General features: G+C 70.3%; 11 protein-coding genes and 1 pseudogene. 4 read left to right on the top strand and 8 right to left on the bottom strand.

Annotated features, from left to right (window positions below; translation table 11 throughout):
* Window positions 1–29: 29 nt before the first annotated feature.
* From ACSQ3D_RS09910 to ACSQ3D_RS09895, 4 genes are all read right to left on the bottom strand, one after another.
* Complete coding sequence (locus ACSQ3D_RS09910; RefSeq protein WP_436126771.1) at window positions 30–1,826, bottom strand: FecR family protein; 1,797 nt, start codon at window positions 1,824–1,826, stop codon at window positions 30–32.
* Window positions 1,827–1,934: 108 nt separating this feature from the next.
* Complete coding sequence (locus ACSQ3D_RS09905) at window positions 1,935–2,633, bottom strand: response regulator transcription factor (protein WP_056416444.1); 699 nt, start codon at window positions 2,631–2,633, stop codon at window positions 1,935–1,937.
* 217 nt (window positions 2,634–2,850) lie between these two features.
* Entirely contained in the window at window positions 2,851–3,912 is a 1,062-nt protein-coding gene (locus tag ACSQ3D_RS09900; RefSeq protein WP_396503728.1) for a formylglycine-generating enzyme family protein, read from the bottom strand.
* A 22-nt stretch (window positions 3,913–3,934) separates the two neighbouring features.
* Complete coding sequence (locus ACSQ3D_RS09895) at window positions 3,935–4,168, bottom strand: hypothetical protein (RefSeq protein WP_436126770.1); 234 nt, start codon at window positions 4,166–4,168, stop codon at window positions 3,935–3,937.
* Window positions 4,169–4,362: 194 nt separating this feature from the next.
* On the opposite strand from ACSQ3D_RS09895, the gene ACSQ3D_RS09890 reads away from it, so the two are divergent.
* Window positions 4,363–6,405, top strand: coding sequence for a CHASE2 domain-containing protein (locus ACSQ3D_RS09890; protein WP_396503724.1), 2,043 nt, complete (start codon window positions 4,363–4,365; stop codon window positions 6,403–6,405).
* 34 nt (window positions 6,406–6,439) lie between these two features.
* Window positions 6,440–9,838, top strand: coding sequence for a FecR domain-containing protein (locus ACSQ3D_RS09885; protein WP_436126769.1), 3,399 nt, complete (start codon window positions 6,440–6,442; stop codon window positions 9,836–9,838).
* A gap of 89 nt (window positions 9,839–9,927) precedes the next feature.
* On the opposite strand, the gene ACSQ3D_RS09880 is transcribed toward ACSQ3D_RS09885, so the two are convergent.
* Together ACSQ3D_RS09880 and ACSQ3D_RS09875 are read right to left on the bottom strand one after the other, a co-directional pair.
* Window positions 9,928–11,220: a tryptophan--tRNA ligase gene (locus ACSQ3D_RS09880; RefSeq protein ID WP_056416430.1), complete on the bottom strand. Its 1,293-nt coding sequence runs from the start codon at window positions 11,218–11,220 to the stop codon at window positions 9,928–9,930.
* Between the two features lie 33 nt (window positions 11,221–11,253).
* Window positions 11,254–11,922: a site-2 protease family protein gene (locus ACSQ3D_RS09875; protein ID WP_056416426.1), complete on the bottom strand. Its 669-nt coding sequence runs from the start codon at window positions 11,920–11,922 to the stop codon at window positions 11,254–11,256.
* A gap of 220 nt (window positions 11,923–12,142) precedes the next feature.
* On the opposite strand from ACSQ3D_RS09875, the gene ACSQ3D_RS09870 reads away from it, so the two are divergent.
* Complete coding sequence (locus ACSQ3D_RS09870) at window positions 12,143–13,321, top strand: methyl-accepting chemotaxis protein (RefSeq protein ID WP_396503719.1); 1,179 nt, start codon at window positions 12,143–12,145, stop codon at window positions 13,319–13,321.
* A gap of 178 nt (window positions 13,322–13,499) precedes the next feature.
* Here the strand turns inward: ACSQ3D_RS09870 and ACSQ3D_RS09865 are convergent, their stop codons facing one another.
* Window positions 13,500–14,135, bottom strand: coding sequence for an L-threonylcarbamoyladenylate synthase (locus ACSQ3D_RS09865; RefSeq protein ID WP_056416419.1), 636 nt, complete (start codon window positions 14,133–14,135; stop codon window positions 13,500–13,502).
* Between the two features lie 193 nt (window positions 14,136–14,328).
* Entirely contained in the window at window positions 14,329–15,186 is an 858-nt protein-coding gene (locus ACSQ3D_RS09860; RefSeq protein WP_436126768.1) for a 3',5'-nucleoside bisphosphate phosphatase, read from the bottom strand.
* A gap of 146 nt (window positions 15,187–15,332) precedes the next feature.
* On the opposite strand from ACSQ3D_RS09860, the pseudogene ACSQ3D_RS09855 reads away from it, so the two are divergent.
* Window positions 15,333–17,168, top strand: a pseudogene (locus ACSQ3D_RS09855) (methyl-accepting chemotaxis protein).
* The last annotated feature ends 288 nt before the right edge of the window (window positions 17,169–17,456 follow it).

The raw sequence follows: 17,456 nt of genomic DNA, 5'->3' as shown, positions 1-17,456 counted from the left end.
CGGCGCGATGCCGCCTGGCCGCGCCGGGCTCAAGGACGCCCCAGCGGCTGGCCGCTGGATGTGGACACGGGCAGGCCCGCGCCGGTGCGGATGCCCGAGCCCACGCGGATCTGGCGCGCGGGAGAAAAATCGCTGTCCAGGCCCGTGGGGTCCAGCACCTGGATGCGCACCAGGTAATCGCCGGGCGTGAGCCCGCTGCCGGTCCACTGCGGTGTGCCGAGCACGGTGTCCAGGGTCACGTTCTCGAAACCAGGGTCGGAGGCGGCCGCCAGTTGCAGGCGAAACCTCTGGCCGGGCCGGGCGGGCCAGTGGAGGTGCACGGAGCTATCGCCGTCCTGGGCTTGCAGGGACTGCGCAGACAGCGCGGCGGGCCGGTCGGCCACCGTGAAGGGCTGCGGTGGCGCAAACGGCCCCTGGTCAGCCTGATCGGCCTGGGCGCCCTGGACGCCCTGGACGCGGGGCAGCTCGCGCAGGCTGGCAGCGCGCCAGACGTACTCGCCCGGCGGCAGGCTGGGGATGGCCAGGCGGCAGTCGGTCAGGCGCTGCTCGTCCAGCACGGGCTGGGCCCATATCGCCTCGCCGGTCTTGCCGGCCTCGGTGGCGGCCACCTGCACGCGGTACCACCGCACGCCCGGCACCTGCGTGCACCGCAGTTCCCCGGCGCCCCGTGCCACCACCGCGCCGGGCGAGGGCGCCTGGTACAGCGGGGGCACGGGCCGTGTCTTCACGGCGATGGGCAGCACCGCGGGCACGCCGGGGATGCCTGCGTCATCCAGCCCCCGCACCGAGAGGTAGTAGCGCCCATCCTCCAGCGCCTTCCACCGCAGCTGTCCGTCGGCAAAGCGGCCGTGGCGCAGCACCTGCGTGAAGTCTGCGTCCTGCGCAATCTGGGCCTCATACCTGGCGGCACCGGCCAGGGCCGGCACATCGATGGCCAGCAAACCCGCGTCACCCAGCGTGGCGGGTATCGCGGAAGTGTCGGGTGCCGGCAGCAAAGGGCGGGGCGCTCCCACCGTGCCATCGGCGGCCACGGCCAGGCCGTGCCCGGGTGCGAGCAGGGCGGTGGGTGCGGAAGACGCCGGTTGCGCCGTGGTGCTGTCGCCCTGGCGCGCCTGCACCGCCACCGATCCATTCAGCACCGAAGCCGTGGTCGTACCGGTGTCCGTCATCGCCACACTGAAGTGGGTGCCGCGCACGCTGGTGACGGCCAGTGGCGTGCGCAGCTCGAAGCGGCGAAACGGCTCTGCACTGGGCGGCACCGACGATTCCACCGCGCCGCTGCGCATCTCCAGCACCGACTGCACGCTGCCTGCGCGGCCGCGCCGGCGCAGCTGCCGCAACTGCAGCTCGGAGTGGGCCTGCACGCGCACCACGGTGCCGTCAGCGAGCCTGACGGCCACGAAGGCGTCGGGGCCCACCTGCAGCGCGGTGCCTTCCTCGAGCTTGCCGCCCTGGGCCACCGGCGCGCGCGTTCCACCTGCGCGGCCCTGCGCGGTGACCGTGCCGTGGACGAACTCCACCGTGGCCGACTCCGCGGGCTGCAGGTGCACGGGGATCCACACCACCGAGCCGGGTTGCAGGCGCCGTGGGTTGGCGACCTTGTTGCGGGCCTGCAGCAGCGGCCATTGCCGGGGAGCATCCAGGTAGGCGCGGGCCAGGCCCTCCAGCGTGTCGCCGTCCTGCACGGTGTGGGCGATCTCGTCGTCCTGCGGGCTGGGGGTGTCGGCGCGCGCACCAGGTGCGGCCACGCCTGCGATGCACACGGCAAGGCCCAGGGCCGACAGCGGATGGAAGGCTCGCCGGGTCGGGCGGTGAATGCTGGCCAATTGAGAATCTCCTGTTGTGCGCCGGGTCGGCGGTGCGCTGGCGGCCTGGGGGTATCGGGACGCCAACGGCAATGGTCATGCCCATGTCAGGCGTCTTGCGGGCCCGCTTCAGGCTCTTTTCTGGGCCTCGACGGCTTCGAAGCGGTAGCCCACGCCGTACACCGCCGAGACGATGAAGCCGTTGGCGGGGCGCAGGTCCAGCAGGGTACGCAGGCGCGAGATGTGGGTGTCCAGCGAGCGGGACATGACGTCGGCCACCTGGCCCCAGATGATGTCCTTGAGGTGATCGCGCGACAGCAGCCGGCCCATGTTCTGAAACAGGAACAGCGCCAGGTCGTACTCGCGGTTCTTGAGCTCGACGGCCACGCCATCGACCTCGATGGAGCGGGTTTCGGGCAGAAAGCGGTAGCGGCCGAACTCCATGACGCCGCCCGCATTGTCGGGGTAGGCGCGCCGCAGCAGTGCGGCCACGCGTGCCGTGAGCTCGCCGATGCGCACCGGCTTGACCATGAAATCGTCCGCCCCGCTGCCCAGGCCTTCGACGATGTCGCGTTCTTCCTGGCGGTGGGTCACGAACAGGATGGGCAGCTGGGTCCCCACGTTCTTGCGCACCCAGCGCACGACTTCGGGCCCGGTGGTGTCGGGCAGATGCCAGTCCACGATCAGCAGGTCGAAGGTTTCTCGGCGCAGTTCGCGCAGGAATTCCGCGCCATTGAGGTGCGTGTGGCACACGTGCCCCATCGCTTCGGTGGCCTGCTTGATCAGGTCCAGTTGCAGCGCGTCGTCGTCCAGTGCGGCAATTCGCATGGTGTCCCCCTGTCCAAAATATCCAACCTCGGATTATTTGCGAGAACGGGGAATGCACGCGGACCGTGCCCGACGGGGCTTGCGCCGGTTGACATTTGTTGACCTTGTGATGGAGGCACCGCCGGACCGGCACGATCGCGCCTGCACCACGCAGCACGGGGAGTGCCCTGCGTGCGGTCCGCCAAGGCCTGCCGCAGCGGCCAGGATGCGGGGCCGGTCAGCGGCCGGCCGCAGCGGGCGCACCGATCTCGCGCACCAGCCGCATGCCCACCAGGGTGTAGCGTGTCTCCGGACTGTTCCAGTTGCGGTAGCCGCAGCGCGCATAGAACGACCATGTGTGCCACGAGCCCCCCCGACGCACGCGCACCGAGCCTTCCGCCGGGCCCTGCGGGTCGTCGGCCGGCGACTGCGCGTAGTAGTCATCGCCATGCCAGTCCGACACCCATTCCCAGGCATTGCCCAGCATGTCGTGCAGGCCGAAGGCGTTGGGCTGGTAGCTGCCCACCGGTGCGGTGAATGCGTGGCCGTCGTTGCCTGCCAGGGCGTGCTGCTGCCAGCGGGGCCACAGGGGCGCGGCGGCCTGGTCGAAGACGTTGGCCGACCGCACCAGGCCCTCGGGGTCGTCGCCGTGCGGGTAGCGGGTGCGGGTGCCCGCACGGCAGGCGTATTCCCACTCGGCCTCGGTGGGCAGGCGGTAGCGGTGGCCCTCGGTGCGGCTCAGCCAGGCGGCCAGGGCCTGGGCGTCGTTCCAGGTGACGTTGACGACCGGGTGGTCGTCGCCCTGCGCAAAGCCGGGGTTGCGCCAGGAATAGCGCGGGTCGCGTCCCTCGAAGGCGTCGCCCCGGCGCGTGGTGGCCGGGTCGTACTGCGCGTTGTAGCCGTACCCGCCGGTGCCGTCCGCCACCGACTCAGGCACGTAGCCCGAGGCCTCGAGGAAGCGCCGGAACTGGCCCACCGTGACCTCGTGCTGCCCCATGTAGAACGCGCGGCGGATGCGCACCGTGTGCGCGGGTTGCTCGTCGGCCAGGTCGGTGAAGCGCTTCGCCTCCAGCGTGGGGTAGGCGCGGGCCAGGGTTTCGGGCGGTTCGACGCCCCCCATCGTGAAGCTGCCTGCGGGCACCTGCACGAACACCATGCCCAGGCTGTTGGTCCATGTGTTGGCGGGTGCTGCAGCGGTGGTGGTGTTGCCCGCGCTGGCCTTCGGACCCGGATATGCAGCGCAGCCCGCCAGTGCGGCGGCCAGCGCCACGGACCCGGCAGCCCGGACGGACCGTCTCATGGCTGGCCGTTGGGGGATTCGCTCACGCATTCAAAGACCAGGCGCGAGCCGTCGTTGCGCAGCAGCTTGGGAAAAGCATGAGCTTTTGGCACTCGCGCGTGGCGGCACCGTAGGCGGGCGCAGTGTCCGTGCCGTACACCGGCACGCTGAAGGTGCGGTCCCGGCCCGAGGCCATGGCCGAGGAGGGGCGGGTGGTGGCGGCGTTGCAACCCGCCAGCAGGGCGACTACGCAGAGCGAGGCGGTCAAAAGCTTCATGGCATCTCCAGGTCCAGCGGACAGATGGAGCCAGTTTAAGCACAACACGGGGCCCCACGCCATGGCAAGCGCGCCGCATGCGGTGCGCCTCTCAGGGTGTCTACCGTGTGCAGAACGGGTGATGGGAGATACAGTGTGTTACACGCAATCGGGCACAAAAGCATCGCATTCCATCGCGTGAAGAGGGGCAGGGGATGGCAACCAGTCGGATACCGGACGGGTCGAAGGATGCGTGGCAGTCCTGGGCGCTGCGGGTGCTGGCTGCGCTGGTGTTGCTGGCACTGCTGCACCTGCTGCCCGTGTGGACGCCCCTGGAGCGGCTCGAGTACGACCTGCTCAACAGCCTGACCGCGCCGGTGCGCCCGGACGCTGGCGTGCTGGTGGTGGGGATCGACGAGCCCAGCCTGGCCGAATTGCAGCAGTCGCCGCCGTTGCCGCGCCGCCTGCACGCCCAGTTGCTGGACGCGCTGGCCGCCGCAGGCGTGGCCGCGGTCGGGGTGGACCTGCTGCTGGCAGAGCCGCAGTCCCCCGCGGACGACGCCGCCCTGGCCCGCGCGCTGCAGGGCCGGATGCCCGTGGTGCTGGCCAGCGCCGAGGTGGCGGTACAAAGCTCGCAGGTGGCGCAGTACCGGCAGACCCTGCAACCCATCTTCACCCAGGCGCCGCACGGCAGCGTGGGGGTGGCGGTGGACGACGATGGCGTGCTGCGCCGCGCCCCCCTGGGCAGCGATGCGTTCTGGCGCGTGCTGGCGCACGCTGCCGGGCGCCCTGTCATTGCGCCGCCGCCGGGTGCGCTGATGCGCCACTACGCGCCCGAAGTGGCGCTGCCCTACGCCCACTACAGCCAGGCCCTGGCGCCTGGCAGCCGCTTGCCGGCCGGCGCGCTGCAGGGCCGGCTGGTGCTGCTCGGCCAGAACACGCCGGTGGGCGGGGTGGACCAGTTCACGACACCGCAGCGGGTGCTGGGCGGGGGCACGCAGTCCGGTGTGTTCGTGCATGCCACGGCCCTCATCAACGGCCTCACGGGCGACTGGATCGTGCCCGCGCACCCGGGGGGGCCTGCGCTGCAGGCGCTGCTGGCCGTGGCATTCGCCGCGTGGGGCACACGCCGCTGGAGCGGCTGGCGCGCAAGCTGGCTCACCGTGGCGCTGTCGCTGCTGGCGTTGATCGGCACCTTCTGGGCGTACCTGGTGGGTGTGTGGTGGAGCGCGCTGCCCACGCTGGCCGGCCTGCTGCTGCACCTGAACGTGGGGGCGGCCGGCAGCTACTGGCGCGAGCACCGCCGCCGCGAGCAGTTGCGCGGCGACTTTGCACGCTATGTGCCGCCTGCGGTGGTGGACGCGCTGGCCGCTGCGGGCGCGGCCAGCGTGGCCGTGCAGGGCGAGCGCCGCGTGCTCACGCTGCTGTTCTCGGATTTGGCGGGCTTCACCGCTGCCAGCGAGCACCTGCCGCCCGAGTCCGTGGCGCATGCGCTCAATGCCTATTTCTCGCGCATGACGCACTGCGTGCACCAGCATGGCGGCACGCTCGACAAGTTCATCGGCGATGCCGTCATGGCGTTCTGGAATGCACCCTTGCCCGAGCCCGACCACGCCGAGCGCGCGCTGGCGTGCGCGCAGGCCATGCAGGCCGAGATGCTGGCGCTGCGTGCCGCGTGGCAGGGCACGCCGTTCGGCGAGGTGCGGTTGCGCATCGGCCTGCACACGGGCGAGGCGGCAGTGGGGCACCTGGGCTCGCACCAACGTTTCACCTACACCGCGGTGGGCGACGCGGTGAACACCGCCGCGCGGCTGGAAGGCGCGAACAAGGCCTTTGGCACCGGCATCCTGCTGTCGGCTGCCACGCGCGCGGCACTTCCCCCGGACAGCGCCGCGCTGCGGCACCTGCTGTGGCTGGACACCGTGGTGCTGGCCGGGCGCAGCGCGGGCATCGATGTCTACACCCCGTGCGACGACGCCGCGCTGGCGCAGATCAGCCTGTCGCTGCACCGCCAGGTGCTGGCCGGCGATGGGGCCGGTGCGCTGGAGTGCTGCGCGCAGTGGCAGGCGCAGGCCAAGCAGCACGCGCCGCAGTGGGTTGCGCACGCCGCGCAGTGGCGCGAGCGGATCGCGATGGGGGTGCAGGACCCGCCGCCGGCGCGGGCCCAGGGCGGCGGCGTTCAGGCGGGCGACGCCGGCCTGCCCCCGCCCCCGTCTCCGACATGGGGGGCGGGGGCCCGCGCGCTCGACAAGTCCTGAGTCCTGAAGCTCCGTGTCAAGAAAGGCCCGTCCCATGCGAACAAACCGCCGCGTCTCGATGACCCCTTTGGGCCTGGCCGTCGCCGCACTGGCATGCCTCGCAGGCCCCTCTGCCTGGGCCCAGTGCGCTGGCGTGGCCGCGGTGCCCGGTGTTGCCGCCGCGCAGATCGTCGCCCTGGCCGGGCAGGGGCAGACGCGTGCCCCGGGCGTGGAGCCCTGGTCGCCCGCCGTGCTGGCGCAGCAACTGGGCAGCGGGGCCGACGTGCGCACGCTGGCGCTGTCATCGGCCGCGCTGCTGCTGGCCGACCGCACGCAGATCCGCATGGCGGCCCAGGCGCAGGTGCGCCTGTGCGAATCGCAGCCCGCGCGCACGGTGCTGGAGCTGGCCGCGGGCCGCCTGTGGGCCCGCACCAAGAAGACCCCGGCATCGCTGCAGCTGCAGACCCCTGCAGCCCTGGCCGTGGTGCGCGGCACCGACTGGGATGTGCAGGTGGATGCCCAGGGCCGTACCACGCTCACCGTGCTCTCGGGCCTGGTGGAGCTGAGCAACGCGCAGGGCAGCGTGCAGCTGGGCCCCGCCGAGCAGGGCTACGTGGAGCCTGGCCAGGCCCCCGTCAAGCGGCTGCTGGTACAGCCGCGTGAACGGGTGCAGTGGGTGGCGGCGTACCCGGGCGATGCCACGCGCTGGGCCGAGTTCGCGGCACCCGGCCTCGCTGGGCCCCTGCAGGCCGTGCGCACCGACCTGCGCGGCGGCCAGTGGTCGCGTGCCCGCGACCGGTTGCTGGCGCTGTCGGCGCGCGGCGAAGGGGGCGCGGTGGTCGAACTGGTCCTGGCCGACCTGGAGGTGTTTGACGGCGAACTGCATGCCGCCCAGGCGCGGCTCGCCGCCGCGTGGCAGCGCCTGCGCGACCCGCGCACCGCGGCACGCCGGGCCGAGTTGCTCATGGCGCTGGACCGGGGCGAGGTGGCCCGCGCCTGGATCGCCGAGACCCGGGCCACCGCACCCGACGCGGTGGAGCTGCTGCTGGCCGATGCCGACTGGCACCGCCTGGACGGCCAGGGTGATGCCGCCCTGGCCCTGTACCGGCAGGCGGCAGACCGCGCGCAGGGCGACGCGCAGCAAGCGGCGGCGCTGTGGGGCCTGGGCCGTGCACAGCAGGAGCGGGGCGACCTGCATGCCGCCCGCACCACCCTGGCGCGGGCCGTGGCGCTGGCACCCGACCACCCGGTCTACCGCGCGGAGCAGGCCACGGCGGACACCGAGGCGCTGCGGCTGGCCGACGCGCGCACCGGCTTTGATGCCGCCCTGGCCTTGGCGGGCGACGACTACACCAGCCTGGCCGGTGCCGGCCTGCTGGCGCTGCAGCAGGGCGATGCCGACGCCGCGCGCACGCAACTGCTCAAGGCGCTGGTGATCGAGCCCCGCTATGCCCGCGCCCAGGTGTGGCTGGCCGTGGCCGAGTACCGGCTGGGCGAGCTGGCCGCGGCCTTCGACTCGCTGGACCGGGCTCGGCTGGCCGACCCCCAGGACCCGCTGCCCTGGCAGATCGAATCCATCCTGCGCAACGACAGCGGCCAGCCCGAGGCCGCGATTGCCGCCGCGCGCGAGGCGCTGGTGCGGCTGCCGTACCTCAGGTCGCTGAACCCGCTGGCATCGGACAGCCAGGGCTCGGCCAACCTGGGCAAGGCGCTGGGTGATTTCGGGCTGGAGCACTGGGCTCGGGCCTATGCGCAGCAGTCGTACTACCCGCTGTGGGCGGGCAGCCACTTCTTCATGGCCAACCGGTACGAGAGCAGCTTCAGCCGCAGCTCCGAGCTCTACCAGGGCTACCTGGCCGACCCATTGGCCTTTGGCGCGAGCGAAAAGCAGCCCCCTTTGCTGCGCACCACGGGCAGCGAATGGCTGGCCGGCGCCAGCGCACAGCGCGGCCCGGTGCACGATGCGGGCGTGGCCGACCTGGGCCACCGGGGCCTGGCCGCAGCGCCCGTGCCGGTGGCCTGGCGCGTCGGCATCGAAGGCCAGCAGCAGGACCCGCGCGACGGCACTGGCAGCTACCGGCTGCTGTCCTCGGGCGTGCGCATCGGTGTGGGCATCAAGCCCACGGACCGGCTCAGCCTGCTGCTGCTGCACTTCGAGGACCGCACCCGCTACTCCGTGCCGGGCGGGCTGGTCGACAGCGACGGCGTCGTCTTCAACACCCAGGCGCGCAGCCCCACGCGGCGCTCGGACGTGGGCGGCGCGTGGCGCTGGTCGGCCGACGAGCAGACCTGGTTCAAGGCCGGGCGCGCCAGCTACGGCGACAGCAAGGCGCTGCAGCAATCCCTGGTCGGTGCATACGACGAGCGCAGTGCCGACACGGCCGACAGCCTCATGCTGCGCCACACGGTGCAGCATGGCGCCCAGCGCTGGAGCGGGGGCTGGGAGCGCAGCCGTGTGCGCCTGGGTTTCCACCGTGCGTACTCGCTGGTCACGCGCAGCGAGGACTCCGACCTGCGCTTCGACATGCCTTGGCTCGCGCTCGAGACCACCCACGGCCCGTGGACCTGGCATGCGCAGGCGTCGTGGCCGCGCTTTGACATGCACTACCGCTCCCGCGTGTTGGCGGGAGCCTCCGGCGAGGACCTGCGCGCGCCCGTGCTGGACCAGGGCGGCCACCCCCGGCGTTGGTTGCCGCGCCTGGGCGTGTCGTACCGCTTCGGCCCCGGACGCGCGCTGCACGCGGCCTACATCGAGAGCATGCATGCCCCGGCGGCCAACACGCTGGCACCCGTGTCGGTGGGCGCCATTCCCATCGACCACCAGTACCAGATGCCGGGAAGCCTGGTGCGCAAGAGCGCCGTGCAACTGGACTGGGAGATCGACGTGCGCACCTTCGGCTATGCCAGCCTGTCGCAGCAGACCATCGCCAACGCCATGTACACGGACGGCAGCCTGCTGTACATGCCCAACGTGCTGGTGGGCGAGCGGGTGGAGTCGCTGGGCCCGCTGATCCAGACCGCCGAGACCGCCGTGGACGCCTACAACGGCACCCCCCTGTTCGACAAGGGCCGGCTGCGGCAGGCGGGCGCGGCGCTCAATCGCATCTTGACCCCGCGCTGGAGCCTGCTGGCGGGCTACACCTGGGCGCAGGCGCGCAACACGGGCGACTGGGTGCCGGGCAACGCGCTGCCGGGGTTCCCGCGGCACACGCTGGTGCTGGTCAACGTGTGGCGGCACGGCGGGCGCGACTACACCTATGGCTCGCTGGTGTACCGCAGCACCCGCTTCACCACCGTGCTCAATGGCCGCAGCGAGGCGCCGGGCTGGAGCCTGGCGCTGGCCCATTCCATGGACCTTTCGGACCGGCGGTGGTCGCTGATCGGCTCGGTGCAGGCGCCGCTCGACGGGCGGGACAAGCCTACGCTGTGGATGCGCGTGCGGTATCGGGACTAGATGTCGGATGTTTTTGGCCGCTGGCGCTTGTCCATCGAGCGCCAGCAGCTATCAAAAAGTGAGCGTTCCGGCCGCGCAGGCCGGAGGCTTCACGCCGCCGCTTCGGCCAGCGCGGCCAGCGCCGCGGACACCTGCGCATCTGCCACGCCCTCCACGGGCGCGATGTGGCCCGCGAGCGCGCCCAGGCCTTCGCGCTGCAGCCGCGCGATGGCCTGGCCGGCCTCCTTGGGCGCATCGAAACCGGTGCTCTGCAGCAGCAGGCGGCCATCGGCATCCACCAGCTTGAAGTAGAACTTGCCGTCGGCTTCGCGGTACTGCTTGAACGAGGGCAGGGCGGCCTTCGCTGCCTTGGCGGGCTTGGCTGCGGTGGTGGCCTGCGCCAGGCTGCGCAGGCCCACGGCCGAGCGCAACTCGCGGATGAACGGCGTGGCCAGGGCGCGGGCCCGCTCGGCGCCGGCCAGCAGCGTGGCTTCGATGCGGGCGGGGTTGTGGATCAGCTCCTCGTACTGCGCGCGCATGGGGGCGATCACCTGGTCTACGCGTTCGAGCAGCGTGCTCTTCGCGTCGCCCCAGGCAATGCCGTCGGCATAGGCCTTGCGCAGCGCCTCGGTCTCTTCGGGCGTGGCAAAGGCCTGGTAGATCTGGAACAGGGCCGAGCCGTCCACCTCCTTGGGCTCGCCGGGCGCGCGCGAGTCGGTCAGGATGCCGCCGATCAGCTTCTTGAGCTGGTCGCGCGAGCTGAACAGCGGGATGGTGTTGTCGTAGCTCTTGCTCATCTTGCGCCCGTCCAGGCCGGGGAGCGTGGCCACATGGTCGTCGATGGCGGCTTCGGGCAGCACGAAGTGCTCGCCGTACAGGTGGTTGAAGCTCGCGGCCATGTCGCGCGCCATCTCGATGTGCTGGATCTGGTCGCGGCCCACGGGCACCTTGTGCGCCTTGAACATCAGGATGTCGGCGCCCATGAGCACCGGGTACATGAACAGGCCCGCCGTCACGCCGTCGTCGGCCTCGCGCCCGGCAGCGAGGTTCTTGTCCTGCGATGCCTTGTAGGCATGGGCGCGATTGAGCACCCCCTTGCCGGTCACGCACGACAGCAGCCAGTTGAGCTCGGGAATCTCGGGGATGTCGGACTGGCGGTAGAAGGTGACGTGGTCGGGGTTCAGGCCCGCCGCCAGCCAGCTGGCCGCGATCTCCAGCGTGGAACGCTGGATGCGCACCGGGTCCTCGCACTTGATCAGCGCATGGTAGTCGGCCAGGAAGTAAAAGCTCTGCACGTTGGGCGACAGGCTGGCCGCCACCGAGGGGCGGATCGAGCCCACGAAGTTGCCCAGGTGGGGCGTGCCCGTGGTGGTGATGCCGGTGAGAAAACGCGTGGTGCTCATGGGGACGGTGTCAGCAAAAAGGGGAGAGAACAATTAACGCAACAGGGCTGTGAGCGGGGTGAGCAGAAACTGGATGACGGTATAGCCCACCGACATCAGCGGGCGCAGCCACAGCGCGCCCACCACACCCGCCACCACCAGGGCCAGCACGATGAAGAAGCCGTAAGGCTCGATGCGCGAGACCATGTGCGCCTGCTTCCAGGGCAACAGGCCCACCAGGATGCGCCCGCCGTCGAGCGGCGGCAGCGGAAACAGGTTGAAGGCCCACATCACCAGGTTGACCAGCACGCCGGCGCGCGCCATCTCGATGAAGAAGCGTTCGTCCACACCCGAGCCCACCAGCGCCACCAGCAGCACGGCCCAGCCGATGGCCTGGATGAAATTGGACGCCGGCCCGGCCAGCGCCACCCAGATCATGTGCCGCTTGGGGTTGCGCAGGTTGCCGAAGTTGACCGGCACCGGCTTGGCGTACCCGAACAGGAACGCGCCCGAGGTCGCGAAGTACAGGAGCAGCGGCATCAGGATGGTGCCGACCGGATCGATGTGCTTGAGCGGGTTGAGCGTGATGCGCCCCATCATGTACGCGGTGTTGTCGCCGAAGTGGCGCGCGGCGTAGCCATGGGCTGCCTCGTGCACCGTGATGGCAAACAGCACCGGCAGGGCGTAGATCAGAACGGTTTGGATGAGATTGGAGATGTCCACCCGTCGATTGTCTCAGACGCACGCAACACGCCCACGCGGCCAGGGGAAAGCCCAGGCCGTGCAGGAAGGGTGATGCGGTTGTGCGACAGCGTTACACCCTCCGCGCCCATTCGTTGATAGCATGTGGCACGGAGTAACAAAATGCATCGCAGGTTTGGGGTGCTGTTTCTCGTTGCGCTGCGGACCATACTCATACAAAACACCCTTTCGGAGACATCCCGTGCCCCTGGATCACCTCAAAATCGGAACCCGCCTCGTACTGGCCTTTGGCGGCATAGCGCTGCTGATGGCGTTGATCATGGGCATGGGTTTGTCGCGCATCAGCCGCGCTGAAGACGCTTACCGCAGTGCGGTGTCCACCGCCGCGGACGGCGAGCGCGCCGCCAAGTCCACGCAGGCGCGCGAGCACCTGTCCGGTGCACGCTCGTGGATCGTGGGCGGCGGCATCGCGGTGTTCGCACTGTCGCTCGTGGCCTTCCTGACCCTGCGCAGCGGCATCGTGAGCCCGCTCAACCAGGCCATCCTGATCGCCGAGACCGTGGCGTCGGGCGACCTGAGCCAGGAGTTCAGCTCCGACCTCGAAGGTGACTTCGGGCGGCTGCTCGACGGCATGGGCACGATGGAGGACACCCTGACCGAGCTGGTCTCGCGCATCAAGCAAAGCACCGACTCCATCACCGCATCGGCCGCCGACATCGACCGTGGCAACAGCAATTTGTCGCGCCGCGCCGAAGACCAGGTCTCGTCCCTGACCGAAACCGCCGCCAGCATGGAAGAGCTGACCGCCACCGTGCGCCAGAACGCCGAGCGCGCACATTCGGCCAGCGGCTTGGCCGTCAAGGCATCGGCCATCGCCGAGCAGGGCGGCTCCGTGGTGGGCGAGGTGGTGCAGACCATGCAGGCCATCAGCGGCAGCTCGCGCAAGATCGTGGACATCATCCAGGTGATCGAAGGCATCGCCTTCCAGACCAACATCCTGGCGCTGAATGCCGCGGTGGAAGCCGCCCGCGCCGGCGAGCAGGGCCGCGGCTTTGCGGTGGTGGCCAGCGAAGTGCGGAGCCTGGCGCAGCGCAGCGCGGTGGCCGCGCGCGAGATCAAGGCGCTGATCAGCGCATCGGTCGAGCAGGTGGAAAGCGGTGCGGGCCAGGTGGGCAAGGCCGGCAAGACCATGGAAGAGATCGTGGTTGCCGTCGGCCAGGTCAGCACCCTGCTGGGCGAGATTTCGGTGGCCCTGCGCGAGCAGAGCGAGGCCATCAGCCATGTGAACGCCGCCGTATCGCACATGGACGGCGCCACGCAGGAGACGGCGGCGCTCGTGCAGAACGCGGTGGCCACGGCCTCGGCGCTGTCGGCACAGGCCAGCGATCTGGAGCAGGCGGTCGGCGCGTTTAAGTTGTAGCCCCCTGAGCCGCTGCGCGGCTTCCCCCTCAGGGGGACGCCACCCCTGGACTGGCGGAGCCAGATCCACGGTGGCACTGGCCTTGGGCCGCGCCAGTTTTGGGCGCTGCAATCCAAAAAAGGACTCTGAGGCTCAGCACGGTCTGCACAGGCGCAGAGGAGGGTCCGAGACTTTGGTTCTACAACCCCAGCGCCTGCAAACTTCCACGGCCTTCGCGGATGACTTCGGGGTCTCCGCCGGTGCCCATCGGGGTCAGGTCGATCACGGTGGTGGGCTCCAGGGGGCAGGCGCCGGCGTCCACGATGGCATCGAGCAGTTTTTCGTAGCGCGCGCGGATGTCCTGCGGGTCGTTCAGGGGCTCGGTTTCGCCCGCGGGGATCAGCGTGGTGGCCAGCAGCGGGGCGCCGTGCAGCTCCAGCAGCAGTTGCAGGCCCTTGCGGTCGGGCACGCGCAGGCCGATGGTCTTGCGCGAAGGGTGGCTCACGCGGCGCGGCACTTCCTTGGTGGCTTCCAGGATGAAGGTGTAGGGGCCGGGCGTGCCCAGCTTGAGCAGGCGGTACTGCCGGTTGTCCACGCGGGCGTAGTTGGCCAGCTCGGACAGGTCGCGGCACAGCAGCGTGAGGTGGTGCTTGTCGTCCACCTGGCGGATGCGGCGCAGGCGGTCCACCGCGTCCTTGTCGTCCAGGTGGCAGACGAGGGCGTAGCTCGAGTCCGTGGGCACGGCCACGATGCCGCCCTTTTGCAGCAGCAAGGCGGCCTGCTTGAGCAGGCGGGGCTGGGGATTGTCGGGGTGGGCTTCAAAATACTGGGCCATGGTGGGGCGGTCTCAAGGGTTCACAAAAATACGAAGTGCACGGCGCGCAACGGCCGACCCGCTGCAGTCGAGGCCCGTGCACCGCACAGTGCGGTCTCGGCCCTTCGGTCCGCCGACCGGGGCGCACCCCACGCTGCAGACGGCCGGTGGTGCACGCTGCGCCGCGCAGCGGCTGGCTGCGCCAGGGCGGGTTCTATCGCTGGATTTTGTCGGCCAGCAACTCCCACACGGGGGTCAGCTGGCCCGGCAGCATCGGCAGCGTGCCCAGGTCGGTGTGCGATTCGTCGGGGCTGTGGAAGTCGCTGCCGCGCGAGGCGGCCAGGCCGAACTCCTCGGCCATCGCGGCGTAGGTCACGTATTCGGGCGCGCTGTGGCTGCCGGTGACCACCTCCACGCCGCGCCCGCCGTGCTGCTTGAATTCGGAAAACAGCGCGAACTCTTCATTGGCGCTGAACTTGTAGCGGGCCGGGTGGGCGATCACCGCCATGCCACCGGCCTCGGTGATCCAGCGTACGGCGTCGCCCAGCGCTGCCCAGCGGTGCGGCACATAGCCGGGCTTGCCTTCGGTCAGGTACTTGCGAAAGACCTCGGGCGTATCGCGGCAGACGCCGGTTTCCACGAGAAAGCGGGCAAAGTGGGTGCGCGAGATCAGCGCGGGGTTGCCCACGAACTGCAGGGCGCCCTCGTAGGCGTTGTGGATGCCCACCTGCGCCAGCTGGTCCGCCATGTCCTTGGCGCGTTCGCCGCGCCCGCCGCGCGTGGCGGCCAGGCCGTCAACCAACTGGGCGTTGTCGGGGTCGAACCCCAGGCCCACGATGTGGACCGTGGTGTCGGCAAAGGTGACGGAAATCTCGACGCCCGTGAGGTAGGGCATGCCCTGGGCGCGCGCTGCGGCCAGGGCGCGGTGCTGGCCGCCGATCTCGTCATGGTCGGTCAACGCCCACAGCTCGACCCCGTTGGCCTTGGCGCGGGCGGCCAGGTCTTCGGGCGTGAGGGTGCCATCGGAAACAACGGAATGGCAGTGCAGGTCGGCGTTGAGAATGGTTGTCACCGGTTCATTTTAGGGCTTGTACCGATAACGCGCGCTGCCGAACCCAGCAACACTGCCAGTAGGGGCATGGGCCCATGCTGCGCACCGGTGCCTTCGGCGTCGCCGCAGCGGCAGCGCGGTGATCCGCGCTGCGCCAAGGAGCGAGCATGAAATTCAACGACCTGCGCGTGGCCCACAAGATGTGGAGCGTTGTTCTCGGTCTGCTGGCACTGATGCTGGTGACCACCCTGTGGACCCAGTGATACGGCCGACAGGTCTCCGCCGCCACCGAGCAGTCGGTCGACAAATACGAGGAAGCGATCACCACCGCCGTGACCTGGCGGGGCCTGGCCGAGGTGGCGGTGACCATGTCGATGGCCAGCTTCGTCACCACCGACCAGGCCCTCAAAGCCGATTTCGACGCCCGCGTGGCGGCGCTGACGGCGCGCATCACGCCAGTGCAGGAGCAGATTGGCAAGACCTCGGTGTCCGCAGCGGACAAGGCCGCACTGGCCAACGTGGCCGCCGCGCGCGCGGATATCCGGGGCCAAACCGACAAGCTCAAGGAGCTGACCGACGCGGGCGATGCCGCCGCCAAACAGGCATACCTGGCCAGCACCTACCGGCCCAAGGCCGTGGCGTACCTGGAGTCCATCGACAAATTCGTGGCCGCGCAGCAACTGCAGCGCGACGAGGCCGTGAAGGCCGCCCGCGACACACGGGGCAATCTGGTGGTGATCGGACTCACGGCGGCGGTGGGCGTGGTGCTGCTGGGCATGCTGATGGCATCGCTCCTGGTGCGCTCCGTCACGCGGCCGCTGGACCGTGCCGTGCTGCTGGCCGAGGCGATCTCGGCGGGCGACCTGACCCAGAACATCCACGACGACCGCAAGGACGAGCTCGGCACGCTCACCCGCGCGCTGTCGGCCATGTCCGAACGTTTGCGCGGCGTGGTGGGCGAGGTGCGCACGGGCGTCAATTCCGTGTCATCCGCATCGGTGGAGATCGCCAACGGCAACCACGACCTGTCGGCCCGCACCGAGCAGACGGCCTCCAACCTGGAAGAGACCGCGGCCAGCATGGAGCAACTGACGGCCACCGTGAGCCAGTCGGCCGACACCGCCCGCCAGGCCAACCAGCTGGCCAGCACCGCAGCCCAGGCTGCAGCGCGCGGCGGCGAGGTGGTGGGCCAGGTGGTGACCAGCATGCAGCAGATCACCGACAGCAGCAAAAAGATCAACGACATCATCGGCGTGATCGACGGCATCGCTTTCCAGACCAACATCCTGGCGCTGAACGCGGCGGTGGAAGCAGCCCGCGCCGGCGAGCAAGGCCGCGGCTTTGCGGTGGTGGCCAGCGAAGTGCGCAGCCTGGCCGGGCGCAGCGCCGAAGCCGCCAAGGAGATCAAGGCGCTGATCGGCGCCTCGGTGCAGAACGTGGAATCCGGCTCGGCCCAGGTGGCACAGGCCGGGCAGACCATGCAGGAGATCGTGGCGAGCGTGCAGCGCGTGAGCGATCTGATCGGGGAGATCACCGCATCGTCCACCGAGCAGCGCGACGGCATTGCGCAGGTGAACCAGGCGGTCACGCACCTCGATCAGATGACCCAGCAGAATGCGGCGCTGGTGGAGGAATCGACAGCCGCAGCCACTTCGATGCGCGACCAGGCGCAGCGCCTGGCCGAAGTGGTGTCGGTGTTCAACGTGGGTGCGATGGCGGTGCATGCACCCGCCCCGTCACGCCAGGCCTCCCGGCCCGCCCCTGCGGCAGCACCCCGGCCGGCATCTTCAGCCACGCCCCGCATAGGCGGCACTGGAGCCAAACCTGCCGCGGCCGCAGCTGCTGCGCGGCCCCCCTCCACCAAGGCGCCCGCAGCCCCGCGGCTGGCGCCTTCCAAGCCCGCCGCGGCATCCAAGACCGCAGGGACCGCAACGGCCCCATCCAACGCACCGGCACCCCGTGCGACAGCAGGAGGCAACGACGATGACTGGGAAAGCTTCTGACAGGGCGCCCGATCCCGGATGGCGGCCCTGGCCGCTACCGAATTGATAGCTGCTGGCGCGGATCAGCCGTGCGGTAGCGGCAATTTTTAGCTGAACCAGCGCGTGCGCTTCCACCGGCAGGCTCGGTAGGCCGCCTGCGACTCGGGCGCGCGGCCAGCGTCTGTCTGCCGTTCCCGGGGTTTCTGAATGCGGGTTTTTCCCGGTGAATGGCTGGCGCAAGAGGGTGCCTGGCTGGCGTAGGCTATGGGTTGTTGCTGATGTAATCGAATGTTTCCGGGCGAGCCGCGC

It is taken from the genome of Acidovorax sp. LjRoot117 (assembly GCF_964252695.1).
Taxonomy (GTDB): Bacteria; Pseudomonadota; Gammaproteobacteria; order Burkholderiales; family Burkholderiaceae_C; genus Acidovorax.
This window is presented reverse-complemented; position numbering and strand designations above follow the sequence as displayed.